This is a genomic window from Paracidovorax sp., assembly GCF_057642795.1.
In genome coordinates this window covers 111,357-137,873 of record NZ_JBXYZY010000027.1, presented here as the reverse complement: position 1 = coordinate 137,873, position 26,517 = coordinate 111,357, and the positions used below count along the sequence as shown (strand labels likewise).

The window sequence follows — 26,517 nt, the reverse complement described above, 5'->3', positions numbered from 1 at the left end:
TAGAATCGCGGATTCATTCACAACCCCCTGAGGGAAACCATGAGCGATATCGAAGCACGTGTCAAAAAAATCATTGCCGAACAACTCGGCGTTGAAGAGTCCCAAGTGACCAACGAAAAGGCCTTCGTGGCCGACCTGGGCGCTGACTCGCTGGACACGGTCGAGCTGGTGATGGCGCTGGAAGACGAATTCGGCATCGAGATCCCTGACGAAGACGCAGAGAAGATCACGACGGTGCAGAACGCCATCGACTACGCGAACACCCACCAAAAAGCCTGATCCTTTTTGCGCGATGGCGCCCGGCCGGGCGCTGTGAACCCCTAGAAAGTTTGAACGCATGAGCCGTCGTCGCGTCGTCGTGACCGGCCTGGGATGCGTCAGCCCCGTGGGCAACACGGTGGCTGATGCCTGGGCCAACATCCTCGCCGGAAAGTCCGGCATTGACCTCATCACCAAGTTCGATGCGTCGAACTTCGCCTGCAAGATCGCGGGCGAGGTCAAGGATTTCGACCTGAATTCGTTCATCAGCGCCAAGGATGCGCGCACGATGGACACCTTCATCCACTACGGCATCGCTGCCGCGCAGGAAGCCATCCAGGACTCCGGCCTGCCCACGGGCGAGGCACTGAGCGAGGAACTGGCCACGCGCATCGGCTGCATCATCGGTTCGGGTATTGGCGGTTTGCCGCTGATCGAGAACACGCATGCCGAGCTGTCCAGCCGTGGTCCCCGCCGCATCACGCCGTTCTTCGTGCCGGCTTCCATCATCAACATGGTGGCAGGCCACGTGTCGATGCGGTTCGGCTTCAAGGGCCCCAATCTTTCCGTGGTGACGGCCTGCACGACGGGCCTGCACTGCATCGGCGAAGCTGCGCGCAAGATCGAATACGGTGACGCCGACGTCATCGTGGCCGGCGGCAGCGAAGCCACCGTATCCCCATTGGGCGTAGGCGGTTTCGCCGCCATGCGTGCGCTTTCCACCCGCAACGACGATCCGCAGGCCGCTTCGCGTCCCTGGGACAAGGGCCGTGACGGCTTCGTCCTGGGTGAAGGCGCCGGCGTACTGGTGCTCGAAGAGTACGAACACGCCAAGGCACGTGGGGCGAAGATCTATGCTGAAGTCGCTGGCTATGGCATGAGTGCCGACGCCGGCCACATGACGGCGCCCAGCATGGACGGCCCCCGCCGTGCCATGCAGGCCGCTCTGCGCAATGCGGGTGTGAACGCCGATCAGGTGGACTACCTGAACGCGCACGGCACCTCCACGCCGCTGGGCGACCTGAACGAGACCAACGCCATCAAGGCGGCGCTGGGCGACCACGCCTACAAGACGGTGGTGAGCTCCACCAAATCCATGACGGGCCACCTGCTGGGTGGCGCCGGCGGCATCGAGAGCGTTTTCACCGTGCTCGCGCTGCGCGACCAGAAGGCTCCTCCCACCATCAACCTGGTGGAGCAGGACCCGGACTGCGATCTGGACTACTGCGCCAACACTGCCCGCGACATGAAGATGGACGTGGCGGTGAAGAACAACTTCGGTTTTGGCGGCACCAACGGCACGCTGGTCTTCAAGCGCGTCTGACGCGGGCAGTACCGCTGCCGCCGCGTCCCACAGACTGTCTTCCATCGCTCGGCCCTTGACCCGTGCCGCTGCGATGGACGCTTCACACTCCGCATCGTCTTCCTATCACCACCCGCCGGCGGTGCGCTTTCCTGTGGAGCGCAGCGTACGTGCTGGGCTCGCCCTCACTGTCCTGATCGCTGCCAGCGGGCTGGTGCTGGTGGGTTGGGGCATGGCGGGGGCGCCGCCCCATCCTTGGGCCCAACTTCTGGGCTGGGCTCTCTGGGCGGTGACAGCCGGGCTGGCGGCGATGGCCTGGCGGCGCAGCCCGCGCGGTGCCCTGCAATGGGATGGGGCGCAATGGTGGTTCCTTCCTACGGGCCAGGTGCGGCCTCTGGCCGCCCGGACTGCGCCCGAAGTGCATCTGGATCTCCAGCGTTTCGTTTTGGTGTGCCTGCCGTTGTGCGATGCGCCGCGTGTCTGGCTGTGCCTGGAGCGGGATGCAGATGCGCAGGGGTGGCCGGCATTGCGGCGGGCGTTATATTCGCGCGCCCGGATGGCTGGCAGCACGGCCTCCGCACGCTCCGAATCGGAATCCTGAATGTGCAGGCGAGGTGTCAGACCCCTTCGCGTGGCCGCCGCTCACGCACCTGTCCAGCCCTTGCGGCACGGGTGTGGCCCGTCTTTGTTCCATTTCCGCTTGCCGACGTCCGGGCGGCCCTTCCTTCTCCAAAATGACAGCATCTCCGCTTCCGCCCAACGGCAATGACAGCGATCTGCAGCTCGTCGAGCGCACGGTGGCGGGCGATCAGCGCGCCTACGAACTGCTGGTCATCAAGTATCAGCGCCGGATCGAGCGCCTGATCGGCCGCATGGTGCGCGACGTCGATCTGGTGCAGGACATCGCACAGGAAACCTTCATCCGCGCCTATCGCGCGCTGCACCAGTTCCGCGGAGAGGCCCAGTTCTATACCTGGCTCTACCGCATCGCGGTCAACACTGCCAAGAAGGCGCTGGTGGACATGAAGCGCAACCCCGTCATCACCGACAGCGCGCTGCGCGGCAGTGACGATGACGATGAAACTTCCCGCGTCGGCAACGAACTAACCACCGAAGAAACGCCCGAAACGGTGCTCGCTGCCCGAGAGATTGCAGAAGCCGTGAATGCGGCGATGGAGGCGTTGCCCGAGGATCTGCGCCAGGCCGTGACGCTGCGCGAGATCGAGGGCCTGAGCTACGACGAGATCGCGGCAGCGATGAGCTGCCCGATCGGCACGGTGCGGTCGCGGATCTTCCGTGCGCGCGAGGCGATCTCGGCGCGCGTCAAGCCGCTGCTGGACAAGCAGACGGGCAAGCGCTGGTGAGGTGCGGGGCAGCAGCCGGCGGATGGTGAATGGTGGGTGGGTACAAGCAGCAGGGTGATGGACATGAAGACGAATGACGATGTGATGATGCGCGAGCAGTTGTCCGCTCTGGCGGATGGGCAACTGCAGGGCGAAGAATTTGCGCGGGCGGTGGCGTTCGCCTGCATCGAGGCCGGTCGCGAACAGTGGCACATGCACCATATGGTGGGAGACGTGCTGCGCTCGGCCGAGCTGGCTGCGCCTTCCAGGCCACTGCTGCTCGACCGCTTGCGCGAACAGTTGGCCCAGGAGCCGCTGCCCCAAGCCCTGGCTGCCGGCGAGTTGACCCAGGTGGCGCCGGAGTCGCCCGCCCTGGCCGATGCCAGGGTCGCCAACTCCGGGGTGTTCCATTGGAAGATGGTGGCAGGACTCGCCTCTGTGGCCGCTGTGGCTGCAATCGGCTGGGGTACCTATGCCGGCACCGCGGCCCCGCAGGACGGTGGTGCGCAGCTGGCATCGGCCTCCTCGTCCACGCTGGCGGTGGCTGACGGCAGCAACGGCAGTTCGCAGCAGGTCATGTTGCGCGATCCGCGCCTGGATGAACTGCTGGCCGCCCACCGCCAGTTCGGTAGCACGTCGTCGCTGCAGATGCCGGCCGGATTCCTGCGCAACGCCAGTTTCGATGCCCCGGCACGCTGAGCCTGTGCAGGGCAGGGCCCACGGCGCCTGACGCCGGCCTGCCATACCGGCCGCATCCAGCGCCGCCTGCGGTGTATGGCGCTGCATCGAAGCCGTCACGCACCGCTGGCTGGCCGTGTCTGCGATGCGGCCCTTTCTCGCGGCATCATGTCGGCCGGGCATGTCCCCACGGCATTGCCGCCCTTGAGGGCGGTCACCGCACTTGGCGCGTTCGCGCTATCGTTTTCACTTTCCTCCCCGCACCGAATGTCGCAATTAGAAAGGTCGAAGATGCCCCTGATCGATTGGAAGAACCTGCATGCCCTGACCCTGGCGGGCGCGATGGCTCTGTCTGGCAGCCTGGCGGTGCTTCCGGTACAGGCGGCCCGTGCGCAGCCTGCCACGTCCGTGCGCGGACTGCCGGACTTCACCGATCTGGTGGACCAGGTGGGGCCCTCCGTGGTCAACATTCGCACGATCGAGAAGGTCTCCGATCGCTCCGGCGGCAATGCGATGGACGAGGAGATGCTCGAGTTCTTCCGCCGTTTCGGCGTGCCCATTCCCAATCTGCCGCGCCAGCAGTCGCCGCAGCAGCGCGTACCGCAGCCTGAAGAGCAGCCGCGCGGCGTAGGGTCGGGCTTCATCCTGACTGCCGATGGCTACATCATGACCAACCACCATGTGGTGGACGGCGCCGAAGAGGTCATCGTCACGCTGACCGACAAGCGCGAATTCAAGGCCAGGATCGTCGGTTCCGACAAGCGCACCGACGTGGCCGTGGTCAAGATCGATGCCACCGGCCTGCCTGCCGTGAAGATCGGCGACGTGGGCCGCCTGCGCGTGGGCGAGTGGGTGATGGCCATCGGCTCGCCCTTCGGGCTGGACAACAGCGTCACGGCAGGCATCGTCAGTGCCAAGCAGCGCGACACGGGCGATTACCTGCCCTTCATCCAGACCGATGTGGCCATCAACCCCGGCAATTCCGGCGGCCCCCTGATCAATATGCGCGGCGAGGTGATCGGCATCAACAGCCAGATCTATTCGCGCTCGGGCGGGTTCATGGGCATTTCTTTCGCCATTCCCATTGATGAGGCGATCCGCGTGAGCGACCAGCTGCGCGCCACCGGCCGGGTGAGCCGCGGCCGCATCGGCGTGCAGATCGAGTCCGTGGCCAAGGACGTGGCCGAATCCATCGGCCTGGGCAAGCCGCAGGGCGCTCTGGTGCGCGGCGTGGAAGCGGGCTCGCCCGCCGACAAGGCCGGGGTGGAGGCCGGCGACGTGATCATGCGCTTCGACGGCAAGGCTGTGGAGAAGGCGGCTGATCTGCCGCGCCTGGTGGGCAACACCAAGCCGGGCAGCAGGAGCACGGTGAGCGTGTTCCGGCGCGGCGTCACGCGCGATTTCCCGATCACCATCGCCGAGGTCGAGCCCGATGACAAGCCGGTGGCCAAGGCGGCTGACAAGGAGGCAGGACCCAAGTCCTCCGCTGCTGCCAAACAGGTCGGCCTGAGCGTGGCAGAGCTCACCGATGCGCAAAAGAAGGAGCTGAAGGTCAAGGGCGGCGTGCGGGTGGTGGCGGCAGCCGAGGCCGCTGCGCGCGCCGGACTGCGAGAGGGCGATGTGATCGTTTCCATCGCCAACACCGAAGTGGGCAGCGTCAAGGAGTTCGACGCGGTGTTGGCCAAGGCCGACAAGGCCAAGCCGATCAACGTGCTGTTCCGTCGCGGGGAGTGGGCGCAGTACGCCCTGATTCGTCCCGGGCGGTGATTGCCTCAGAGCCCCCGCGCCGAGTCCATGCCAAGACCCTGGTGTGTGCTCGGGATAGTGGATGCCCCCGACCGGACGATGACGGGTGTTACAAATTCGCCCGGCCGTCGTACCGCGGCCGCACGATGTGAGGCGTGGGTGGGCTATGTATGGTTTTCGGTAGAATGCGGGGCGCCCTTACCCGCCTGGGTGCATAAAACCGATGCGATACACCATGATGTGGGACGCGTCGTTTTCATGCACAGGTGTTCCACAGATCGCCCACAAGTTGTTCATCAAGTTGTCGGCAGCTCTGTGAATAAGCTGTTGATAAAATTCTCGTTGCGAGCCGGCAACGCCTGGGTGGCACCGCTGGCCGGGCTTTCCCGAAAGTCCTTTTTGCCTACAATGAAGTCCCAACTATCGCAGTTGCCAATGATTGTTGGTTCAGGGCGCGTCGCCATTTGACGCGCCCTTTTTTCTTGTGCGCGCCGTTTTAATTCAATCACTTGACGCTTTCCGTTGATGAATCACATCAGAAATTTTTCCATCATCGCGCACATCGACCATGGCAAGTCGACCCTTGCCGACCGCCTCATCCAGCGTTGCGGCGGCCTTGAGGAGCGCCAGATGGAGGCGCAGGTGCTCGATTCGATGGACATCGAAAAAGAGCGTGGGATAACCATCAAGGCCCAGACGGCCGCGCTGCAGTACAAGGCCAAGGATGGGCAGGTCTACAACCTGAATCTGATCGACACACCCGGCCATGTGGACTTCTCCTACGAGGTCTCGCGCTCGCTCTCCGCCTGCGAGGGCGCGCTGCTGGTGGTCGATGCGTCCCAGGGCGTGGAGGCCCAGACCGTCGCCAATTGCTACACCGCGCTCGACCTGGGCGTGGAAGTGCTGCCGGTGCTCAACAAGATGGACCTGCCGCAGGCCGACCCGGACAACGCCAAGGCCGAGATCGAGGACGTGATCGGCATCGACGCGGGCGACGCCATTCCGTGCTCCGCCAAGACCGGTATGGGTATCGAGGAGATCCTGGAGCTGATCGTCGCAAAGGTGCCCGCGCCGCGCGGCAACCCCGATGCGCCGCTGCGGGCCATGATCATCGACAGCTGGTTCGATCCGTACGTGGGCGTGGTGATGCTGGTCCGCGTGGTCGATGGCCGGCTGCTCAAGGGCGAGCGCTTCAAGATGATGGCCTCGGGCGCGGTGTACAACGCCGACAACCTGGGCGTCTTCACCCCCGCCAACGAGCCGCGCAATGCGCTGAACGCCGGCGAGGTGGGCTTCATCATCGCGGGCATCAAGGAGCTGAAGGCTGCCAAGGTGGGTGACACCATCACGCTCGAAAAGAAGCTGCCCAACAACCTGGGCCCGGCCGAGCAGGCGCTGCCTGGCTTCAAGGAAATCCAGCCGCAGGTGTTCGCCGGCCTCTACCCGACCGAGGCTAGCGAGTACGACCAGCTGCGCGACGCGCTGGAAAAGCTCCAGCTCAACGATGCGTCGCTGCATTTCGAGCCCGAGGTGTCGCAGGCGCTGGGCTTCGGCTTCCGCTGCGGCTTCCTGGGCCTGTTGCACATGGAGATCGTGCAGGAGCGCCTGGAGCGCGAGTTCGACCAGGACCTGATCACCACCGCGCCCAGCGTGGTCTATGAAGTGGTCAAGGGCGACGGCGAGGTCATCATGGTGGAGAACCCCTCCAAGATGCCCGACCAGGGCCGCATCCAGGAGATCCGCGAGCCCATCGTGACGGTGCATCTCTACATGCCGCAGGACTACGTCGGCCCCGTGATGACGCTCGCCAACCAGAAGCGCGGCGTGCAGCTCAACATGGCCTACCACGGCCGCCAGGTGATGCTCACCTATGAGCTGCCGCTGGGCGAGATCGTGCTGGACTTCTTCGACAAGCTCAAATCCGTGTCGCGCGGCTACGCGTCCATGGACTACGAGTTCAAGGAATACCGCGCCTCCGACGTGGTGAAGGTGGACATCCTGCTCAACGGCGAGAAGGTCGATGCGCTGTCCATCATCGTCCACCGCAGCCAGTCGGCCTACCGCGGCCGCGCCGTGGCGGCCAAGATGCGCGAGATCATCAGCCGCCAGATGTTCGACGTGGCGATCCAGGCGGCCATCGGCGCCAACATCATCGCCCGCGAAACCATCAAGGCCCTGCGCAAGAACGTGCTGGCCAAGTGCTATGGCGGCGACATCACCCGCAAGCGCAAGCTGCTCGAAAAGCAGAAGGCCGGCAAGAAGCGCATGAAGCAGATCGGCTCCGTCGAAGTGCCCCAAGAAGCGTTCCTGGCCATCCTTCAGGTCGAAGACTGAGAAGAAAAACGATGCAAATCATCACATCCCTGGTGCTGGCGGCGTTCGTCGGCTACGTGGGCGCCTGGTACCTGGGCGCCATCGAAGGCAATTTCGCGCTGCTGCTATTCCTGGCCACCGTGGTCACGGGCTGCTACTGGCTTGCCGAGCGCTTCTACTTCCTGCCCCGGCGCCGCCGTGCGGCCCAGGCCATCGAGGACGCCGCCGTCCAGCGCCGCGCCGAGCTCGACCGCATGGGCATCGCCAAGGTCGATGTGGACGTGCAAGAGGCCAAGGGCCGCATCCTCATGCAGCCCTGGTGGCTGGACTGGACGGCCGGGCTCTTTCCGGTGATCGCCATGGTGTTCCTGCTGCGCTCGTTCCTTTTCGAGCCGTTCAAGATTCCCTCGGGCTCCATGATCCCGACGCTGCACGTGGGCGACCTGATCCTGGTGAACAAGTTCGTCTATGGCATCCGCCTGCCGGTCATCAACAAGAAGATCACCGAAGGCCATGCGCCCGAGCGTGGCGACGTGATGGTGTTCCGCTTTCCGCCGCAGCCCAGCGTGGATTACATCAAGCGCGTGGTCGGCGTGCCGGGCGACGAGGTGGCCTACCTCAACAAGCGGCTGACCATCAACGGCAAGCCCGTGCCCACCACCGCGCTGCCCGATTACTTCGACGAAGACGCGATGGCGTACTTCAAGCAGTTCGAGGAGCAACTCGGCGATCACCGCCACGGCATCCTGAACAACCCGCAGGTGCCGGCTTTCGTGCAGGGCGCGAGCAACTTCAAGTTCCGCGAAAACTGCCGCTACAGCGTCGAAGGCGTGACCTGCAAGGTGCCCGAGGGCTACTACTTCATGATGGGCGACAACCGCGATAATTCGCTCGACTCGCGCTACTGGGGCTTCGTGCCCGACGCCAACATCGTCGGCAAGGCCTTCTTCATCTGGATGAACTTCAGCAATCCGCGCCGCATCGGTTCGTTCAGCTGACGTGTTGCGTGCGTGCAGCCGCTTCGGCGCTGTGCGGGCCGATGTCGGGCTCGTTCCAGATGCACTGCCACGGGTAGCCCCCCCACCGCGCCTGCCGTCCTTTCACCGTTCCAGCACTTAGGGAGTCCACGACATGACCATGCCCATCTCTGCCGCCTTGCCACGTCGCACGCTGCGTTCACGCCAGCGCGGCATGTCCTTCATCAGCGTCGTGCTGCTGGGGGTGATCGTGGTGGCGCTGTTCGCGATCGGATCGCAGTCCGTGCCGATCTTCCTGGAGAGCCAGGCCATCCACAAGGCGGCGGCCAAGGCGGCCCGCGAGAGCACCGTGGCCGAAGCGCGTGCGGCCTTCGATCGCGCAGCGGCCATCGACAGCATCGAATCGGTCAAGGCCAACGACCTGCAAGTGACCAAGGCCAACGACCGCCTGGTCGTCTCGTACAGCTATTCGCGCGAGATCCACCTGTTCGGCCCGGCCTATCTGGTCTATCGCTTCCAGAATTCGACGGCACCCTGAAAGCAGATCGCGCGGCCCAGGCCGCGCTCGACACCCGGGCGGACCGCGCTTTTGCGGCCCGCCCTGATGCCCCCGACACGCCGGATACCCACCGGCTCCATCCCCGCCTTCTGTTGTCAACGCACCCCGACCTAGCTCCCCCCACTCAGTGCTGCCACCCCTTCTTTCCCAGCTGCAGGACCGCCTGCAACACACGTTCTCCGACGCCTCCCTGCTGCAGCGCGCCATCACGCACCGCAGCTTTTCCGCCGACCACAACGAGCGCCTGGAATTCCTGGGCGATTCGGTGCTGAACCTGGCCGTCTCCAGCCTGCTCTACCGCCGGCTGGCCGACCAGCCCGAGGGCGACCTCTCCCGCGTGCGCGCCAACCTCGTGCGGCAGGAGAGCCTGCACGGCCTGGCGCTGCGGCTGAAGCTGCCCGAGGTGCTGCGCCTGGGCGAGGGCGAATCCAAGTCCGGCGGCAAGCAGCGGCCCTCCATCCTGGCCGATGCGCTGGAGGCCGTGATCGGCGCCGTCTATCTCGACGCCGGTTATGCCCCCGCCGAGGCGCTGGTGCACCGGCTCTTCGAGGGCATGGACGTGAACCCGCAGATGCAGGCCGCCGCCAAGGACCCGAAGACCGCGTTGCAGGAGTGGCTGCAGGGCCGCAAAATGAAGCTGCCCGTCTACCGCGTGGTGGGCACCGTGGGCGCAGCGCACAGCCAGACCTTCGATGTCGAGTGCACCATCCCTGAATTGGGTCTGACCGAACGCGGCACCGGCGGTTCGCGCCGGGCCGGCGAACAGGCTGCAGCCGCCGCGCTGCTGGCCGCCCTCAAGAAAGCGAAGAAGCAAGCATGAATTCCCAGGACGCTACCAAAAACGTAGCTGGTGGCGCAGAGAACACGGGCGCTGCCGGCCAGAATGATCTGGACGCGATGCTCGCCGCCGCCAAGCCGGGCGCAGGCCCGGTGCTGGCCGGCGCCACCGCGCCCGGCGCTGCTGCTGCTGCTGCCAGCACGGCCGGCCAGCGCTGCGGCCTGATCGCCATCGTGGGCAAGCCCAACGTGGGCAAGTCCACGCTGATGAACGCGCTGGTGGGGCAGAAGATCTCCATCACCTCGCGCAAGGCGCAGACCACGCGCCACCGCATCACGGGTATCCGCACGCGCGAGGCCACGCAGTTCGTCTTCGTCGATACGCCGGGCTTCCAGACCAAGCACAGCACGGCGCTGAACAAGTCGCTCAACAAGACGGTGATGGGCGCCATCGGCGACGTGGACCTGATCCTTTTCGTGGTGGAGGCCGGCAGCTTCACGCTGGCCGACGCCAAGGTGCTGTCGCTCTTCAAGCCCGGCATTCCGACGCTGCTGATCGCCAACAAGCTCGACGAAGTGCATCGCCGCGCTGAGATCGCGCCCTGGCTCAAGGGCATGCAGGAACGCCACCCGTTTGCCGAGTTCGTTCCCATGTCGGCCAAGAACAAGGGCGACATCGAGCGCCTGTTCGGCATCTGCGAGAAGTACCTGCCCGAGCAGCCCTTCTGGTATTCCGAGGACGAGCTGACCGACCGCAGCGAGAAATTCCTCGCCAGCGAGACCGTGCGCGAGAAGCTCTTCCGCTTCACGGGCGACGAGCTGCCCTACACCTCCACCGTCGTCATCGACAAGTTCGACGAAGAGCCCAGCAAGACCCACAAGCGCTTCCTGCGCGTGGCGGCCACCATCGTGGTCGAGCGCGACGGCCACAAGGCCATGGTGATCGGCGAGAAGGGCGAGCGCCTCAAGCGCATCAGCACCGAAGCCCGCCAGGAGATGGAAAAGCTCATGGACGCCAAGGTGTTCCTCGAAGTCTGGGTGAAGGTGCGCTCGGGCTGGGCGGACGACGAGGCGCGGGTGCGGTCGTTCGGGTATGAGTGATTCCCCCCTGAGTCGCCTTCGGCGCCTTCCCCCCAGGGGGACGACGCCAGCGGCCGGGCGAAGCCCGTTCCGCGGCGTCTGCCGGCATGGCCTGCTCCGCGGCCTTCTGATGGTTTGAGGCTGCTTGTGGTTCCAGCGCCGTGCATCCGGCATGCATGAGTCATCTTCTTTCAAGCGATTCGGCCTCTTGCGCGCTTGCCGCCTGCGCAAGCAGCTATTGATTGCATAGCAAACCATGCCTGCGCGCCGCATTGCCGAAGAGCCTGCCTATGTGCTGCACCGCTACGACTGGAGTGAGTCCAGCCTGATCCTGGACGTGTTCACCCGCCACTATGGCCGGGTGGCGCTGGTGGCCAAGGGGGCGAAGAAGCCGACCTCCAACTTCCGCCCCGTGCTGCTGCCGCTGCAGCCCCTGCGCGTGGGCTACACCGTCACCGCCGAAGGGCTGGGCGAGGTGCATCCGCTCAAGGGCGCGGAATGGGTGGGCGGCCACGTCATGCCCACGGGCGACGCGCTGCTGGCCGGGCTCTATCTCAACGAACTGCTGATGCGCCTGGTGGCGCGCGAAGATGCCCATGCGCCGCTCTTCGACGCCTACGCCGGCGTGGTGCGCGTGCTGGGCAGTGGCAGCCACGGCGATGCGCTGGAGCCGGTGCTGCGCAGCTTCGAGCTGCTGCTGCTGCGCGAGATCGGCCTGCTGCCCGCGCTCGATGCCGAAACCATGACCCTCACCCGGCTGCAGCCCGCCGCCCGCTATGCGCTGGTGCCCGAGGCCGGCCTGCGCGCCGCTTTACCGGGCGACCGCGCCACGCTGCCCGGCGCGCAATGGCTGGCGCTGCAGCGTGCGCTGGAGCCCGGTGGCGCGGGCAGCTACACCGCCACGCTGCGCGCGATCGCCGCCCCCACCGACGCGCCCATGACCTCCGACCTGAAGCCCCAGCTGCGTACCCTGCTGCAATACCATTGCGGCAGTCCCATGCTGCGCACGCGCCAGCTCATGATGGATCTGCAACTGCTATGACCACGACCACTCCCGCCCCCCACGCCACCGCCCACGACGCTCCCGGCCGCACGGCCCTTTCGGTCAACGTGAACAAGGTGGCGCTGGTGCGCAACACCCGGCATCTGGGCATTCCCAGCGTCACGCGCGCGGCCGAGCTGTGCCTGCAGGCGGGCGCGCAGGGCATCACCGTGCATCCGCGTCCCGACGAGCGCCACATCCGCGCCAGCGACGTGCATGCGCTGGCCGAGCTGCTACAGGCCTGGCCTGGCCGTGAATTCAACATCGAGGGCAACCCCTCGCAGAACCTGATGGAGTTCATCCGCACGGTGCGGCCCCAGCAGGCCACCTTCGTGCCCGACAGCGAAGACCAGTTCACCAGCGACCACGGCTGGAGCTTTCCGCAGGATGCCGAGCGCCTCGCGCCCCTGGTGGCCGAATGCCGCGCCCTGGGCGTGCGCGTGAGCCTCTTCATGGACCCGGTGCCCGAGCAGATGGCCGCCGCCCGTGCCGTGGGCGCCGACCGCGTCGAGCTCTACACCGAACCCTACGCCGCCGCTTGGGGCACCCCCGAGGCCGCCGCCCAGCTGGCCCGCTACGCCGCCGCCGCGCAGGCCGCGCTGGATGCGGGCCTGGGCGTGAACGCCGGGCACGACCTCAACCGGGACAACCTCGCCGCCTTCGTGCAGGGCGTTCCGGGGCTGCTCGAAGTCTCCATCGGCCACGCCCTGATCGCCGATGCGCTGGAGCTGGGCTATGCCGCCACCGTGCAGGCCTACCAACGCTGTATCGACGAGGGCATGGCGCGGCGCTGACGCGGCTCCGTGTCGGCCCACCAATAACTTACTCACTTTTCGATAGCTGCTGGCCCGCTTGAATCCATGGCCAGCGGTCGAAATGGCACATCAACCCATTCCATGATCTACGGCATAGGCACCGACATCTGCGACGTGCGCCGCATCCGCGCCAGCCTGGAGCGCCACGGTGAGCGCTTCGCCGAAAAGGTGCTGGCCGAGGGCGAACTCGCCATCTGGCGCCGCCGCAGCGAGCGCTGGCCCGACCGGGGCCTGCGTTACCTGGCCACGCGCTTTTCGGCCAAGGAGTCTTTCAGCAAAGCCATTGGGCTGGGCATGCGCATGCCCATGACCTGGCGCCACTGCGAGATCGCCAACCTGCCCAGCGGCCAGCCGCAGGTGGTACTGCACGGCGCGCTCAAGGAATGGTTCGAGGCGCGCGGCCTGCACTGCCACATCACCTTGACCGACGAGAGCGACTACGCGGCCAGCTTCTGCGTGGTCGAGAAGAAGGCCTGACGGATCGGATGAAACCAGCGGTCAGCGCTTGTAAAACAAGGGCTGGCTGCTATTGATAAGGTAGCAAATCAACATGACGGAACACGCCCCCCTCATCCTCGACGTCGCCGGTACGGCACTCACGGCCGACGACCGACGCCGCCTGGCGCACCCGCTGGCGGGCGGCGTCATCCTCTTTGCGCGCAACTGGGAAAGCCGCGCGCAGCTGCTGGCGCTCACCGCCGCCATCAAGGCCGTGCGCAGCGACCTGCTGATCTGCGTGGACCACGAAGGCGGCCGCGTGCAGCGCTTTCGCACCGACGGCTTCACCCATCTGCCGCCCATGCGCGCCTTCGGCCAGCTGTGGGACGACGACGGCCAGGGCGCCCGGGCACGCGAAGGCGCGGGCGCCATGCGGGCCACCAATGCCGCCACGGCGGCAGGCTATGTGCTGGGCAGCGAGCTGCGCGCCTGCGGCGTCGATTTCAGCTTCACGCCGGTGCTGGACCTGGATCACGGTGAGAGCAGCGTCATCGGCGACCGGAGCTTCCACCGCGACCCGCGCGTGGTCGCGCTGCTGGCCAAGAGCCTGATGCACGGCCTGCTGCAGGCCGGCATGGCGCACTGCGGCAAGCACTTCCCGGGGCACGGCTTCGTCCAGGCCGATTCGCACACCGACGTTCCGGTGGACCGCCGCAGCCTCAAGGCCATCCTGGCCGACGACGCGGCGCCGTATCCGTGGCTCTCCAGCACGCTCGCCAGCGTCATGCCGGCCCACGTCATCTACCCCAAGGTGGATGCGCGGCCCGCGGGCTTCTCGCGCCGCTGGCTGCAGGAGATCCTGCGCGGGCAGCTGCGCTTCGACGGCGCCATCTTCAGCGACGACCTGAGCATGGAAGGCGCCCGCCGCATCGACGGGCGGCCCGTGGGCTACACCGAAGCGGCCCTGGCCGCGCTCGATGCCGGCTGCGACCTGGTGCTGCTGTGCAACCAGAGCCTGGGTGACAGCCGCGTGCTCGACGAGGTGCTGGACGGCCTCGAAGCCGCCGCTGCCGACGGCCGCTGGCAGCCCAGCGCCGACAGCGAATCGCGCCGCCTGGCCCTGCTGCCCGAAACCCTGCCCCAGCCGTGGGACGAACTCATGCTGCAGCCGGCCTACATGGCCGCGCTGGACTGCTTGCCCTGAGCGGGCTGCCTGCTCCCGTCGGCGTGAAGGCCCCAGCGGTGGGGCATGGAGGCCGGCGGCGATCAGGTATCGGCCCGGTCAACCAAACGTAAGCGGACGTGACGGCGGTGTGGGGTGGCAAGCGTTCGGGGCTTGCCGGCCGGCCGGGGTCAACGCGGCCCTGGTCCCGGCGCGTTGGAGGAGCGGGAGGCATGCATCCGCGGCTCCCGCTTCGCCGGAGTCCTTCTTCATGCCGCAGCCCCTCGCTTCCGCCGCCCTGCGCGGCGATGATCAAGCCCTGACGGACCGCCCCGTGCGCCTGGGGGGGCACCGCCGAACCCTGCGCCGCAACACTCCACGCTATGCGCTGGCCCTGCTGGCCGCCGCCGTGCTCAGTGCCTGCCAGCGGCCCAGCCCCGACGCGGCCGCGCCGCAGGCAGCCCCACAGGCCCCTTCCGCCGCCGCATCGGCCCCGGCCGCCACGCCGGTGGCCTATACGCCGCCCTCGGCGCAGAACCTCTACCAGATGGTGGCGCCCATCGCCCTCTACCCGGACCGGCTGGTGGCCCAGGTGCTGGCGGCCTCCACCTATCCCGAGCAGATCACCGACGCCGCAGGCTGGCTGGGACGCAACCCCGGCCTGCGTGGCGATGCGCTGGTGCGCGCCGTCAACGACCAGCCCTGGGACCCGAGCGTGAAGGCGCTCACCGCCTTCCCCAACGTGCTGGAGCAGCTCGCTGCCAACCTGCCGTGGACGACCGCGCTGGGCCAGGCCTACTACCATGACCCGTCCGACGTGATGAACGCCATCCAGGTGATGCGCGAGCGCGCTACCCAGGCCGGCACGCTGCGCAGCTCGCCCAAGCTGCGGGTGGTCACCGCCGCCGCGCCGGCGCCGCAGCCCATGCCGGCCACGGTGACGCCGGCCGTGCCGCTCTATGCTGGCCCGGCTGTGGTGGCGCCGCCGCCCCGCGTGATCGCCATCGAGCCGGCGGAACACACCACTGTCTATGTGCCGCACTACGACCCGCAGGTGGTCTATGGCACGCCGGTGCCGGTCTATCCGGGCTACCGCTGGGCTGCGCCGGCGCCGGTGCTGGTCGCGGCCCAGCCCGATCCGCCGCAGACCTGGCTCGCCTTCGGCGCGGGCGTGGTGGTGGGTGCGGTGGCCGGATGGGCGGCGCATCCGCCCTCCTGGGGCTGGAACGCCTGGAACGTGCACTGGGGCGCGCCGCGCCCGCCGGCCTGGGTGGTGGGCGCGCCACCGCCGCCGCCCCCCGTGCCGCCGGTCGTGGTGTACCAGGGCGCGACCTATGTCTCGCACTCGCGCACCGTGATCGAGAACATCCGCAACGTCACGGTCAACAACAACCAGCACTACACCACCGTCAACAACAACTACCAGGGCGGGGCGCCGGGGGCTTCCGCGGGCGCCGCCGCGGTCGCTCCGGCCGCGCTCGCTGCGCCCGTGGCGGCCTTCGCTGCGCCGCAGCGCTCGGCCCCGGCGCAGCCCCAGGCGGGGCACGCGCCTGCGATGGTGCCGCCCAAGGCGCTCTCCCTGGCCACGGCGCTGTCGCCTGTCCAACGCCCGGCGCAGGAGCATGCAATGCCGGCCACGCACATGCAGCCGTCGGCTCAGTTCCTGACGACGGGCGGCGTACCGGCACGGCCGCACCGCGTGCCGCAGGAGCGCGAGAGGCGGGCCGTGGATGTCTCGGCCCGGCAGGCGCAGGGCCAGGGACCCGGTCAGGACGCGCACACAGCGCAGCATCCCCAGCCGCAGGCAACGTTGCCGGCCCCGGCGAGGGCGGCTGCACCCCGGGATGATGCGCGCGAGGCGCTGATGGCGGCGCCGGCGGGGCATGACAGGGGACGAGCTGGAGAGCGAGAGCGCGGGGACGCGATGCGCCAGCGCTGGCAGGATGCAGCTCCCGCCCACGCGCAGCGGGCCGAGGAGGCGGCGATGCGGTCGCCGCAGCATGTTCCGCATGCCGCGATGCAGGACACACCCCTGGCCCCGCACCCACGTCGCGCCGAGATGCCGTCAGCGCCGCATCGCCCGCCGTCGCAGGCTCAGCACGCCGCGGCACCGGAGCTGCATCGTGAGGCTCCGCGCCGGGAATCGCAGCCCCAGGAGCCAGGGCGCCACCACGCGCATGAACGCGGCTGAACGGGTCGGGGCCAGGCCGTCTGGGGCCGCCCCAGCATGAGGTGGCAAGGCGGGTAGCCGCGTGCCCGACGGCCGCTCAGGTGGTGGCGGGGCTGTGCGAAGAGGCTGCCAGCGCAGGCGGCGTTTCCGGCGCTTGCGACGCAGTGGCTTCGTCCGCTGCGCTGGGCTGGGGCCTGGGCGGTGGCGGTCCGCCCCGCCAGCGGCGTACCACGCGCTGGAACATCAGCGTGTTCGGAATCTGCAGCAGTGCGGGGTGGCCCTGCTCCCCGTCGTAGTCTTCCAGCGTGGTGTAGAGCAGGTTGATGTCCACCACGCGGCCCTTGGCGCCGGGCTTTTCGGCGGTGTCCAGCACCTCGATGTAGTCGCCCAGCCGGAACGGGCCCACGGTGAAGATCAGCAGTGCGCAGAACAGATTGGACAGGACGCTCCACGCGGCGAAGAAGGCGACTGCGCCCACCGCAGCGAAGCCGGTGAAGGCCGTCCACAGCACGGTGGCCGACACGCCCAGTCGCTCGAGCATCAGCAGCAATGCGCTGCCCACAATGATCCAGCGCAGCACCCCATTGATGGGCACCAGCAGTTCCAGCGGCCAGTGGTAGTGCTGGCCAGCGCGGCGGACCAGGCGGCGCAGCGCCCGCTGCAGCAAGAGGGCCACGACGGCGATGGCCACGATCTGCACGGCCGGAACGATGATGTCGAGCCACTCCTGAACCCAGGCGGGCAGCATCTGGTGGATTCGGAGATGCAGTTGTTGGCTGTTCATGCGGGGCGAAAAAGTGTCGGCACGCCGCCGTGCGGCGGCACGCGCTTCAGTAGAGGCGCTGCTCCACGGTGTCCATCTGCATCTCGAAGCTGAAGAAACGGTTGCGGCCCTGTTCCTTGGCGGCGTAGAGCGCCTGGTCGGCACGCATCAGCATGCTCTCTGCGCTGGTGCTCTCGTCGGGCATGCAGGTGGTGATCCCGCCCGAGAGGGTGAGCAGGTTGCCCAGCGGCGAGTCGGGGTGCGGGATGGCGCGGGCCTTGAGCAGCTGGCCCAACGCGCGGGCGAAGGTCATGGCGCCCGAGCGGGGCGTGTTGGGCAGGATCAGCGCGAATTCTTCGCCCCCATAGCGTGCCGCCATGTCGCGCGGACGCGCGCACACTTCGCGAAGCAGGCCGCCCACCTGCTGCAGGCAGCGGTCGCCCTGCACATGGCCGGCCGCGTCGTTGTAGCGTTTGAAATGGTCCAGGTCGCACAGCATCAGCGTGAGCGGCGTGCGCTCGCGGCGGGAGGCCACCAACTCCTGGTGCAGGATGCGGTCGAAGCCGCGCCGGTTCACCAGGCCGGTGAGTGCATCTGCCTCCACCATGGCGTTGAGCTGCTGGTTCGCCTGGTGCAGCTCTTCTGTCAGCGCGACCAGACGGCGGCGCATGTCCAGCAGCCGGCGCATGGCGCGCAGCTTGGCCACCAGCACGATGGGCCTCACGGGCTTGACGATGTAGTCGTCCCCGCCGGATTCGATGCCGCGCCAGACGTCCACTTCGTTGTCGAGACTCGAGAGGAAGATGATCGGCGTCCAGCCGCCCGGCTCGGCCTCGCGCATCTGCTGGGCCACCCAGTACCCGTCGTGGCCGGGCAGGCGGATGTCCAGCAGCACCAGATCGGGCCGGTGCGCAACGAACTGGCCCAGCGCCGACTCGGCCGAATCGGCCTCATGGATGACCGGCACCTTGGCACGCTGCAGTTCGGCCACGGTGACGGCCCGCACGGAAGGCTGGTCCTCGACCACCAGGACCGAGAAGGTGTCTCCGGCAGGCAGATAACGGCTGGCGGGGCTGGCCGGGGAGCTGAGCTGGGATGTCATGAGAGGCTCCGATGCGCCGCGACGCAATATGAGGGAGGGGGGACGTCCGGTTTCGCGAGGTGATCCACCCGCCGTTCGCGATTCTGAGTGTTTTCAATGTTCCCGGCGCAGGGCCGGAAATAGGATCACGTCGCGGATGCTGGCGCTGTCAGTCAACAGCATCATGAGCCGGTCGATGCCGATGCCGCAGCCACCGGCCGGCGGCATCCCGTATTCCAGCGCACGCACGAAGTCGTGGTCGAAGTACATGGCCTCGTCGTCGCCGGCATCCTTGGCCGACACCTGCGCGTTGAAGCGGGCGGCCTGGTCCTCGGCGTCGTTCAGCTCGGAGAAGCCGTTGCCGAATTCGCGGCCGGTGATGTAGAGCTCGAAGCGTTCGGTGACCTCGGGGCGCAAGTCGTTGGCGCGCGCCAGCGGGCTGATCTCGGTCGGGTGCTCCATGATGAAAGTGGGCTCCCAGAGCTTGTCTTCCACCAGTTCCTCGAAGTAGAGCACCTGCAGGCCGGCCAGCGTGCGGCTGGAGAGGCGGTCCTTCTCTTCGCTCAGGCCCAGCTTCTTGAGCGCGCTGGTCAGCCAGGCGGCGTCGTCCACATGCGCGCCAGCTTCGGTGTGCTGGAAAATCGCTTCGCGGATCGTCAGGCGCTGGAAGGGCTTGGACAGATCAACGGCGCGTCCGCCGTAGGTCAGTTCGAGCGTGCCGGCGGCCTTCACGGCGGCGTCGCGCACCAGCTGCTCGGTGAAGTCCATCAGGTCGCGGTAGTTCCAGTAGGCCGCGTAGAACTCCATCATCGTGAACTCGGGGTTGTGGCGCACCGACACCCCTTCGTTGCGGAAATTGCGGTTGATCTCGAACACGCGCTCGAAGCCGCCCACCAGCAGGCGCTTGAGGTAGAGCTCGGGCGCGATGCGCAGGTACATCTCCTGGTCCAGCGCGTTGTGGTGCGTGACGAAGGGCTTGGCATTCGCACCGCCGGGAATGGGGTGCAGCATGGGCGTTTCGACTTCGAGGAAGCCGTGCTCGACCATGAATTCGCGAATGCCCGAGACGGCCTTGCTGCGCGCGATGAAGCGGCGGCGGGCCTGCTCGTCGGTCATCAGATCGACGTAGCGCTGGCGCACCTTCTGCTCCAGGTCGGCCATGCCGTGGAACTTGTCGGGCATGGGGCGCAGGCTCTTGGTGAGCAGGCGCAGCGTGGTGACCTTGACCGACAGCTCGCCGGTCTTGGTCTTCATCAGCGTGCCTTCGGCGCCCAGGATGTCGCCCAGGTCCCAGTGCTTGAACGCGGCGTAGAGCTCTTCGCCGAGCGCATCCCGCGTGACGTAGATCTGCAGCCGGCCGCCGGTGGTGCCCAGCGAGCCGTCCTGCAGCGTGGCGAAGCTGGCCTTGCCCATCACGCGCTTGAGCATCATGCGGCCTGCCACGCTGACGGTGACGGGCGTGGCTTCGAGCGACTCGGCGGTAGCGTCGGCGTACTGCGCCTGCAGATCAGCCGCGTGGTGGGCCGGATGGAAGTCGTTGGGGAAGGCCACGCCCTTGCCCTGCGCCTGGGCCTCGCGCAGCGCCTTGAGTTTCTCGCGGCGCTCGGCGATGAGCTGGTTGTCGTCAGGTGCGGTGGAAGGCGTGTTGTGTTCGGACATGGACTGCAAAGGGCAATGAGGGCGGCGCGCAGTGGCGCAGCCTGGTGGGAAGGCCAAAAGCCTCGATTCTAAGTTTGCCGACCGCCGCAGGCTGCGGCGACCTGGTGGCGGCGTGCCGGAGAGTCGCTCAGAAAGCGGGATTCAGCACGCCGTCATGGCGCGATGCCGGTGCGGTCCAGCACGTCGCCCACCAGTTCCAGGCGCAGCAGGGGGTTGTCCAGCGTCATCAGCTGCTGCTTGAGTTCGGGCGGCACCGGGAGCAGCTCGCACCAGCGATTGGCCACCCAGCCGCAGTCGGCCAGTTGTTCGGGCACGGGCAGGGCTTGCGCGAACTCCGGATCGCGCTGACGCAGCTGCGCGATGACCTGGGCGAGCGCCGTGGCGATGCGCTCCAGGTCGGGCGGCACGGGCACGGGCTGGTCGGGCGCGCACTGTTCCACGTCGGCCACCCAGAGGCCGTGCGTCAGCTGGCTGCGCGACTGGATGCGGAAGCGCTCCGCGCCCCGGCATTGCAGGTGGATCAGGCCGGACTGTGGCGAGGCGAGCTGCTCGATCACGGCCAGCGTGCCCATGTCGTGGAACTGTTCCTGCGGTGCGCCGGGCCGCTGCACCTCGTCGCCGCTACGCAGCGCGACTACGCCGAAGGGCGCGCCGGCCTGCTGGCACTTGCGCACCATGTCGAGGTAGCGCACCTCGAACACGCGCAGCGACAGCTGGCCACCGGGAAAGAGCACGGTGCCCAGCGGAAAGAGCGGCAGCGAAGACAGCGCAAGAGGGCGGGTCATGGGCCAAGACAGCAAAGTGTGGCCGCTATCATCCCACGCCATCGGGCGGCGCGTCTGCCGGCCCCAGTCATCCCATCGAATGCCCTCCATGTTCTACGAGATTCTTTCCTTTCTGCTCAACGTCGTGGCCGGGCTGGTCACCGGGGCCTGCCTGTTGCGGTTCTACATGCAGCTGCAGCGCGTGCCGTTCTCCAATCCGGTCGGCCGGCTGGTCTTTGCGCTGAGCGACTGGCTGGTGCTGCCGCTGCGGCGCGTGCTGCCCCCCGCTGGCGGCATGGACTGGGCGAGCCTGGTGGCCGCATTTCTGGTGCAGCTGGCGCAGTTCCTCATTCTCTGGCTGCTGGGTGGCATGGGCCCGGGCGTGGTCTGGCTGATCTGGCTGGCGGTTTTCGGCGTGGCCCGCGTGGCGGTGTCGGGGCTGATGGGCCTGCTGATCGTCTATGCCGTGCTGTCGTGGGTGCAGGCCCGCTCGCTGATCGGCGACGTGGTGGCCCGGCTGTGCGAGCCCCTGCTGCGGCCCCTCCGGCGCGTGGTGCCGCTGCTGGGCGGGGTGGACCTGTCGCCGCTGGTGGCGCTGATCCTGCTGCAGGTGCTGACCATCGTGCTGGGGCATATCCAGGGAGCGGTGATGTTCTGAGCCGGCAGTACCAACGTATTGCCGATTGAAAAAGCCCCTGGCGCTTGATCCACAAGCGCCAGGGGCTCTTTTTTTGATAGCGCCTCGCGGGCGCCGTCCTTGCCCTTCCCGCGTGTTTCAGGCCACGGCGTCGGCAGGCAGGCGCTGCAGCATGGCGAGGCTGCGGGCCAGCGTGTCGCGCAGCTCGCGGCGGTCGCAGATGAAGTCCACGGCACCCTTGGTCTGCAGGAACTCTGCGCGCTGGAAGCCCTCGGGCAGCTTCACGCGCACGGTGGATTCGATCACGCGCGGGCCGGCGAAGCCGATCAGCGCCTTGGGCTCGGCCACCACGATGTCGCCCACGAAGGCGAAGCCGGCCGACACACCGCCCATGGTCGGGTCGGTCAGCACGCTGATGTAGGGCAGGCCTTTCTTGGCCAGGCGGGTCAGCGCGGCGTTGGTCTTGGCCATCTGCATGAGCGAGAGCAGGCCTTCCTGCATGCGTGCGCCGCCGGTGGCGGTAAAGCAGATGAAGGGCACCTTTTGCTCGATGGCGGCTTCGACGCCGCGCACGAAGCGCTCGCCCACCACGCTGCCCATGGAGCCGCCCATGAACTCGAATTCAAAGCAGGCGACCACCACGTTGATGCTCTTGATCGCGCCGCCCATGACGATGAGCGCATCGGTCTCGCCAGTGTGTTCCAGCGCTTCCTTCAGGCGTTCGGTGTATTTGCGGCTGTCCTTGAACTTCAGCGCATCGACCGGCAGCACTTCCTGGCCGATCTCGTAGCGGCCTTCCGGGTCGAGGAAGGCGTTGAGCCGGGCGCGCGCGCCGATGCGGTGATGATGGCCGCAATGCGGGCAGACATTTTGGTTCTGCTCCAGATCGGTCTTGTAGAGCACCGTCTCGCAGCTGGGGCACTTGGTCCACAGCCCCTCGGGCATCTGGCGCCGCTCGGTCGGATCGGTTTGCTGGATTTTGGACGGCAGGAGTTTTTCGAGCCAGGACATGAGAATTCCTTTGACTGGGTATGAATGGGCCAGCGAGCGCAGCGTTCGATTGGGGCGCGGACCAGGCGCAGGCCGCCGCGCAAGGGCCGCCCCGCCGCGCTGGCGGCGTCCCCCTTCCCGCGCTTTTGCGCGAGAGAAGGGGGAAGCGGCGAAGCCGCTCAGGGGGATGCGCCGTATTCTATGCGTCGAGCGCCTTGCGGATGCCGCGCAGGAAGTCCACCGTCACGGCGACCACCTTCTCGTGGGGCTGATCCTCGATCAGCTGGATGATGCGGCTACCGATGACCACCGCATCGGCCACGCGGCCAATGGCCTGGGCCGTGGCCGCATCGCGGATGCCGAAGCCCACGCCCACCGGAATGTCGTCGCCCAGCTGTTGGCGGATGCGCGGCAGCATGGCCTCGACGGCGGCGGTGTCCAGCGCGCCCGAGCCCGTCACGCCCTTGAGCGAGACGTAATAGACGTAGCCGCTGGCCACGCGCGCCACCTGCCGCATGCGTTCGTCGGTGCTGGTGGGGGCCAAGAGGAAGATCAGGTCCATGCCGTGCGCGCGCAGGCTGGCGGCAAAGGCTTCGCATTCCTCGGGCGGGTAATCGACGATGAGCACGCCATCGACGCCGGCCGCCGCTGCATCGCGCACGAAGGCACCCGCGCCGTGGCGCTGGTCATAGCGCTCCACCGGGTTGGCGTAGCCCATCAGCACCACCGGCGTGGCCTGGTTGCGCTGGCGGAAGACGCGCACGTGCTCGAGCACCTGCGCCATGCCGATGCCCAGCGCCAGCGCCTTTTCGCCGGCCTTCTGGATGACAGGGCCGTCGGCCATGGGGTCGGAGAAGGGCACGCCCAGCTCGATCACGTCGGCACCGGCCTCGACCATGCCGTGCATCAATGCGGGCGTGATGTCGGCGAACGGAAATCCGGCCGTGACGTAGGGGATCAGCGCCTTGCGGCCCTGCTGGCGTAGGGCGGCGAAGGTGGTGGCGATGCGGTTGCGCGGCGCGGCCGGGGCTGCGCTGGCGGTGCTGTTGGCGGGGGCGTTCATGCTGCGGGCCCTCCCTTGACGGTATGGCCCCGCATGGAGGGGCGATCGTAGAAATCCACGCCGGATAGATCGGCCACCGTGCCGATGTCCTTGTCGCCACGGCCGGAGAGGTTCACCAGGATGGACTGGTCGGGCCGCATGGTGGGCGCCAGCTGCATGGCGTAGGCCATGGCGTGGCTGGATTCGAGCGCGGGGATGATGCCTTCGGTGCGGCAGAGGGCGTGGAAGGCCTCCAGCGCCTGGCGGTCGGTCACGCCCACGTATTCGGCGCGGCCGAGCTCCTGCAGCCAGGCGTGCTCGGGGCCCACGCCGGGGTAGTCGAGGCCGGCGCTGATGCTGTGCGTCTCGGTGATCTGGCCGTTGTCGTCCTGCAGGATGAAGGTGCGGTTGCCGTGCAGCACGCCGGGGCTGCCGCGCTGCAGCGAGGCGGAGTGCTTGCCGCTGTCCAGCCCTTCGCCGGCCGCCTCCACGCCGATCAGGCGCGTCTTCGGGTACGGGATGTAGGGGTGGAAGATGCCCATGGCATTGCTGCCGCCGCCTACGCAGGCGACCACCACGTCGGGCTGTTCGGAGGCGATGCGCTGGGCGGCCAGCAGCTCGGGCATCTGCGTGATGCACTCCTTGCCGATCACGCTCTGGAAGTCGCGCACCATCATCGGGTAGGGGTGCGGTCCGGCCACCGTGCCGATGATGTAGAAGGTGTTGTCCACGTTGGCCACCCAGTCGCGCATGGCCTCGTTGAGCGCGTCCTTGAGCGTGCGGCTGCCCGATTCGACCGGCACCACCGTGGCGCCCAGCAGCTTCATGCGGTAGACGTTGGGGCTCTGGCGCTTGACGTCTTCAGCACCCATATAGACAACGCATTCCAGTCCGTAGCGGGCGCAGATGGTGGCCGTGGCCACGCCATGCTGGCCGGCGCCGGTTTCGGCGATCACGCGCGGCTTGCCCATGCGCTTGGCGAGCATGGCCTGGCCGATCACGTTGTTGATCTTGTGCGCGCCCGTGTGGTTGAGGTCTTCGCGCTTGAGGAAGATCTGCGCGCCGCCCAGCTCCCGGCTGGTGCGGGCCGCGTGATAGACGGGCGAGGGCCGGCCGACGAAGTGCGCCAGCTCGTAGTGGAATTCGGCGAGGAATTCCGGGTCGTGCTGATACTGCGCGTAGGCGTCCTTCAGCTCGTTGATGGCATGCGTCAGCGTCTCGCTGACGAAGCTGCCGCCGTAGGTGCCGAAATGGCCCGCGGCATCGGGAAAGGAATAGTCGGACATCAGAGAATGGAAGGTGCAGGGGCTGCATCGGCCGCGCGCACGGCGGCGATGAAGCGGTGGATCTTGTCGGCGTCCTTGACGCCCCGGATGGGCTTGCCGTCGGGGCCGTCGGCTTCGACGCCGGAGGAGACGTCAACGGCCAGCGTCTTGCAGCGCGGCCGTACCTGCCAGATGCCATCGGTCACGTTTGCAGGCGTGAGTCCACCAGACAAAACGAGGTGAGAGTCGACGCTTGGAGGCAGGAGTGACCAATTGAATGCCTTGCCGCCGCCGCCATAGCCTTCGACGTGGGCGTCGAGCAATATGGCCTGGGCGTGAGAGTGATCGAGCGCATATTTTACGAGGTCGAAGCGCGTCGCGCCGTCGCCCAGCGGAATACGTGCCGCGCGCAGGTAGGGGCGGGCACCGCCGCCGGTGGCCGCAAGGCAGTCTTCGGGCGTTTCATCGCCATGGAATTGCAGCGTAGCGCCCGGAATCATTGCGCTGGTAGCTATGATTTTGGGAGCGGATTCGTTCACGAACAGCAGCACCGGCGTGACGAAGGGCGGTAGCCGCCGGGCCAGCTGCGCGGCGCGTTCGGGCGTGACGGCCCGGGGGCTGGGTGCGTAGAGCACGAAGCCGACGGCATCGGCCCCGGCCGCTACGGCGGCATCGACGTCCTCCTCGCGCGTCAGCCCGCAGATCTTGACGCGGGTGCGCGCTGCGGGCGGGGCAGGGATCGGTGATGGGGGTTCGGGATGGGCGGGGGCGTGGGAAAACGGGCTGCCGGCAGAGGTCATGGCAGCCAATCATACGCAGCCGCATGCGAGGGCAGGCCCCATGCGGCGTCGTACGACGGCCCGACGAAATACAGCCCGTCTGGCGAGAACGTCGGCGCCGCCGCATCGCGTGAGAGCGCGTCGCGCACGCTGCGCATCCACTCCGGCGGGCGGTCGCCGCGGCCGATGGCGATCAGGCAGCCCATGATGTTGCGAATCATGTGGTGCAGGAAGGCGTTGCCCTCGAACTCGAAGCGCCAGTAGCCGGGCGCCCAGCCGTGCGGACCGCTGACGGAGCCCGCAGTGCCCTGCGCGGGCGCCGTGCTGCGGCAGGTGATGTCGATGCGGCGCAGTGTCTTGATGGGCGACTTGGCCTGGCATGCCGAGGCGCGGAACGAGGTGAAGTCGTGCTCGCCCAGCAGGTGCTGCGCGGCCTCCCGCATGGCGTCGCCGTCGAGCGGGTGGAACACCCAGCCCACGCGGCCGGTCTCCACGCCGGGTTTGACGGGCGACTGCAGCAGCACGTAGGCATAGCGCCGCGCGATGGCGCTGGCACGGGCATGGAAGGTGTCGGGCACGGGCTGCGCCCATTGCACGGAGATGTCGGGGGGCAGGAAAGTGTTGGTGCCGCGCACCCAGGAAAAGGGTGTGCGGTCCAGCGGCGTGTCGAAGTGCACAACCTGCATCAAGCCGTGCACGCCGGCGTCGGTGCGGCCGGCACACATCGTCGCCACCGGCTGGGTGGCGAAGCGGGTGAGCGCGTCCTCCAGCCTGTCCTGCACCGTGTTGCCCGAAGGCTGGCTCTGCCAGCCGTTGTAGGCCTGCCCGTTGTAGCCCACTCCCAGGGCGATCCTCATGGCGCGGCTCCCGCACGCG

General features: G+C 67.6%; 27 protein-coding genes. 17 read left to right on the top strand and 10 right to left on the bottom strand.

Going from position 1 to position 26,517, the window contains the following annotated elements; genetic code table 11:
* Nucleotides 1–39 precede the first annotated feature (39 nt).
* The 6 genes from acpP to AC3A84_RS09960 all read left to right on the top strand — a co-directional run bounded on the left by acpP (nt 40) and on the right by AC3A84_RS09960 (nt 5,349).
* On the top strand, nt 40–279 hold the full coding sequence (gene acpP, locus AC3A84_RS09985) for an acyl carrier protein (RefSeq protein ID WP_003058049.1): 240 nt from the start codon (nt 40–42) through the stop codon (nt 277–279).
* A 58-nt stretch (nt 280–337) separates the two neighbouring features.
* Entirely contained in the window at nt 338–1,582 is a 1,245-nt protein-coding gene (gene fabF / locus AC3A84_RS09980) for a beta-ketoacyl-ACP synthase II (protein ID WP_487969495.1), read from the top strand.
* A 55-nt stretch (nt 1,583–1,637) separates the two neighbouring features.
* Complete coding sequence (locus AC3A84_RS09975; protein ID WP_487969494.1) at nt 1,638–2,162, top strand: hypothetical protein; 525 nt, start codon at nt 1,638–1,640, stop codon at nt 2,160–2,162.
* Nucleotides 2,163–2,295: 133 nt separating this feature from the next.
* Entirely contained in the window at nt 2,296–2,925 is a 630-nt protein-coding gene (gene rpoE / locus AC3A84_RS09970; protein WP_343590023.1) for an RNA polymerase sigma factor RpoE, read from the top strand.
* A 63-nt stretch (nt 2,926–2,988) separates the two neighbouring features.
* Complete coding sequence (locus AC3A84_RS09965) at nt 2,989–3,603, top strand: sigma-E factor negative regulatory protein (protein WP_487969493.1); 615 nt, start codon at nt 2,989–2,991, stop codon at nt 3,601–3,603.
* 321 nt (nt 3,604–3,924) lie between these two features.
* Nucleotides 3,925–5,349, top strand: coding sequence for a DegQ family serine endoprotease (locus AC3A84_RS09960; RefSeq protein WP_487969697.1), 1,425 nt, complete (start codon nt 3,925–3,927; stop codon nt 5,347–5,349).
* A gap of 275 nt (nt 5,350–5,624) precedes the next feature.
* Here AC3A84_RS09960 and AC3A84_RS09955 read toward each other — a convergent pair whose 3' ends face one another.
* Complete coding sequence (locus AC3A84_RS09955) at nt 5,625–5,837, bottom strand: hypothetical protein (protein ID WP_487969492.1); 213 nt, start codon at nt 5,835–5,837, stop codon at nt 5,625–5,627.
* Between the two features lie 16 nt (nt 5,838–5,853).
* Here AC3A84_RS09955 and lepA point away from each other — a divergent pair, with 16 nt between their 5' ends.
* The 10 genes from lepA (at nt 5,854) to AC3A84_RS09905 (ending at nt 16,682) form a co-directional block, all read left to right on the top strand.
* Complete coding sequence (gene lepA / locus AC3A84_RS09950; protein ID WP_487969491.1) at nt 5,854–7,662, top strand: translation elongation factor 4; 1,809 nt, start codon at nt 5,854–5,856, stop codon at nt 7,660–7,662.
* 11 nt (nt 7,663–7,673) lie between these two features.
* Entirely contained in the window at nt 7,674–8,639 is a 966-nt protein-coding gene (gene lepB / locus AC3A84_RS09945) for a signal peptidase I (RefSeq protein WP_487969490.1), read from the top strand.
* 133 nt (nt 8,640–8,772) lie between these two features.
* Nucleotides 8,773–9,156 (top strand): DUF4845 domain-containing protein, encoded by a 384-nt coding sequence (locus AC3A84_RS09940; RefSeq protein WP_487969489.1) that lies wholly within the window; start codon nt 8,773–8,775, stop codon nt 9,154–9,156.
* A 151-nt stretch (nt 9,157–9,307) separates the two neighbouring features.
* Nucleotides 9,308–9,997 (top strand): ribonuclease III, encoded by a 690-nt coding sequence (rnc, locus tag AC3A84_RS09935; RefSeq protein WP_092939254.1) that lies wholly within the window; start codon nt 9,308–9,310, stop codon nt 9,995–9,997.
* Complete coding sequence (era, locus tag AC3A84_RS09930; RefSeq protein WP_487969488.1) at nt 9,994–11,055, top strand: GTPase Era; 1,062 nt, start codon at nt 9,994–9,996, stop codon at nt 11,053–11,055. Before rnc ends, era begins: the two co-directional genes overlap by 4 nt.
* Before the next feature lie 235 nt (nt 11,056–11,290).
* Complete coding sequence (gene recO, locus AC3A84_RS09925; protein WP_487969487.1) at nt 11,291–12,076, top strand: DNA repair protein RecO; 786 nt, start codon at nt 11,291–11,293, stop codon at nt 12,074–12,076.
* Nucleotides 12,073–12,870 carry a pyridoxine 5'-phosphate synthase gene (locus AC3A84_RS09920; RefSeq protein WP_487969486.1) on the top strand — a complete coding sequence of 266 codons (798 nt, stop codon included), beginning with the start codon at nt 12,073–12,075 and terminating at the stop codon, nt 12,868–12,870. Before recO ends, AC3A84_RS09920 begins: the two co-directional genes overlap by 4 nt.
* A gap of 102 nt (nt 12,871–12,972) precedes the next feature.
* Nucleotides 12,973–13,368, top strand: a complete 396-nt coding sequence (acpS, locus tag AC3A84_RS09915) for a holo-ACP synthase (protein ID WP_487969485.1) — start codon at nt 12,973–12,975, stop codon at nt 13,366–13,368.
* A gap of 73 nt (nt 13,369–13,441) precedes the next feature.
* Nucleotides 13,442–14,533 carry a beta-N-acetylhexosaminidase gene (gene nagZ, locus AC3A84_RS09910; protein ID WP_487969484.1) on the top strand — a complete coding sequence of 364 codons (1,092 nt, stop codon included), beginning with the start codon at nt 13,442–13,444 and terminating at the stop codon, nt 14,531–14,533.
* Between the two features lie 229 nt (nt 14,534–14,762).
* Nucleotides 14,763–16,682, top strand: a complete 1,920-nt coding sequence (locus AC3A84_RS09905; protein ID WP_487969483.1) for a DUF3300 domain-containing protein — start codon at nt 14,763–14,765, stop codon at nt 16,680–16,682.
* A 76-nt stretch (nt 16,683–16,758) separates the two neighbouring features.
* Here AC3A84_RS09905 and AC3A84_RS09900 read toward each other — a convergent pair whose 3' ends face one another.
* The 4 genes from AC3A84_RS09900 to AC3A84_RS09885 form a co-directional block, all read right to left on the bottom strand.
* On the bottom strand, nt 16,759–17,445 hold the full coding sequence (locus AC3A84_RS09900; RefSeq protein ID WP_487969482.1) for a mechanosensitive ion channel domain-containing protein: 687 nt from the start codon (nt 17,443–17,445) through the stop codon (nt 16,759–16,761).
* Between the two features lie 46 nt (nt 17,446–17,491).
* Entirely contained in the window at nt 17,492–18,526 is a 1,035-nt protein-coding gene (locus AC3A84_RS09895) for a GGDEF domain-containing response regulator (RefSeq protein ID WP_487969481.1), read from the bottom strand.
* Between the two features lie 93 nt (nt 18,527–18,619).
* A complete protein-coding gene (gene lysS, locus AC3A84_RS09890; RefSeq protein ID WP_487969480.1) occupies nt 18,620–20,164 on the bottom strand; it encodes a lysine--tRNA ligase in 1,545 nt (514 codons plus the stop codon).
* 152 nt (nt 20,165–20,316) lie between these two features.
* Entirely contained in the window at nt 20,317–20,949 is a 633-nt protein-coding gene (locus AC3A84_RS09885; protein ID WP_487969479.1) for an LON peptidase substrate-binding domain-containing protein, read from the bottom strand.
* A gap of 88 nt (nt 20,950–21,037) precedes the next feature.
* On the opposite strand from AC3A84_RS09885, the gene AC3A84_RS09880 reads away from it, so the two are divergent.
* Nucleotides 21,038–21,586 (top strand): YggT family protein, encoded by a 549-nt coding sequence (locus AC3A84_RS09880; RefSeq protein ID WP_487969478.1) that lies wholly within the window; start codon nt 21,038–21,040, stop codon nt 21,584–21,586.
* A gap of 117 nt (nt 21,587–21,703) precedes the next feature.
* On the opposite strand, the gene accD is transcribed toward AC3A84_RS09880, so the two are convergent.
* The 5 genes from accD to truA all read right to left on the bottom strand — a co-directional run bounded on the left by accD (nt 21,704) and on the right by truA (nt 26,498).
* On the bottom strand, nt 21,704–22,576 hold the full coding sequence (gene accD, locus AC3A84_RS09875) for an acetyl-CoA carboxylase, carboxyltransferase subunit beta (protein WP_487969477.1): 873 nt from the start codon (nt 22,574–22,576) through the stop codon (nt 21,704–21,706).
* Nucleotides 22,577–22,754: 178 nt separating this feature from the next.
* The gene (gene trpA, locus AC3A84_RS09870; protein WP_487969476.1) at nt 22,755–23,618 is read right to left on the bottom strand and encodes a tryptophan synthase subunit alpha; all 864 of its coding nucleotides are present in this window, start codon (nt 23,616–23,618) and stop codon (nt 22,755–22,757) included.
* Nucleotides 23,615–24,883: a tryptophan synthase subunit beta gene (gene trpB / locus AC3A84_RS09865; protein ID WP_487969475.1), complete on the bottom strand. Its 1,269-nt coding sequence runs from the start codon at nt 24,881–24,883 to the stop codon at nt 23,615–23,617. The genes trpA and trpB overlap by 4 nt, the downstream gene beginning before the upstream one ends.
* Complete coding sequence (locus AC3A84_RS09860; RefSeq protein WP_487969474.1) at nt 24,883–25,662, bottom strand: phosphoribosylanthranilate isomerase; 780 nt, start codon at nt 25,660–25,662, stop codon at nt 24,883–24,885. Before AC3A84_RS09860 ends, trpB begins: the two co-directional genes overlap by 1 nt.
* On the bottom strand, nt 25,659–26,498 hold the full coding sequence (gene truA / locus AC3A84_RS09855; protein WP_487969473.1) for a tRNA pseudouridine(38-40) synthase TruA: 840 nt from the start codon (nt 26,496–26,498) through the stop codon (nt 25,659–25,661). Before truA ends, AC3A84_RS09860 begins: the two co-directional genes overlap by 4 nt.
* Between the last annotated feature and the right edge of the window lie 19 nt (nt 26,499–26,517).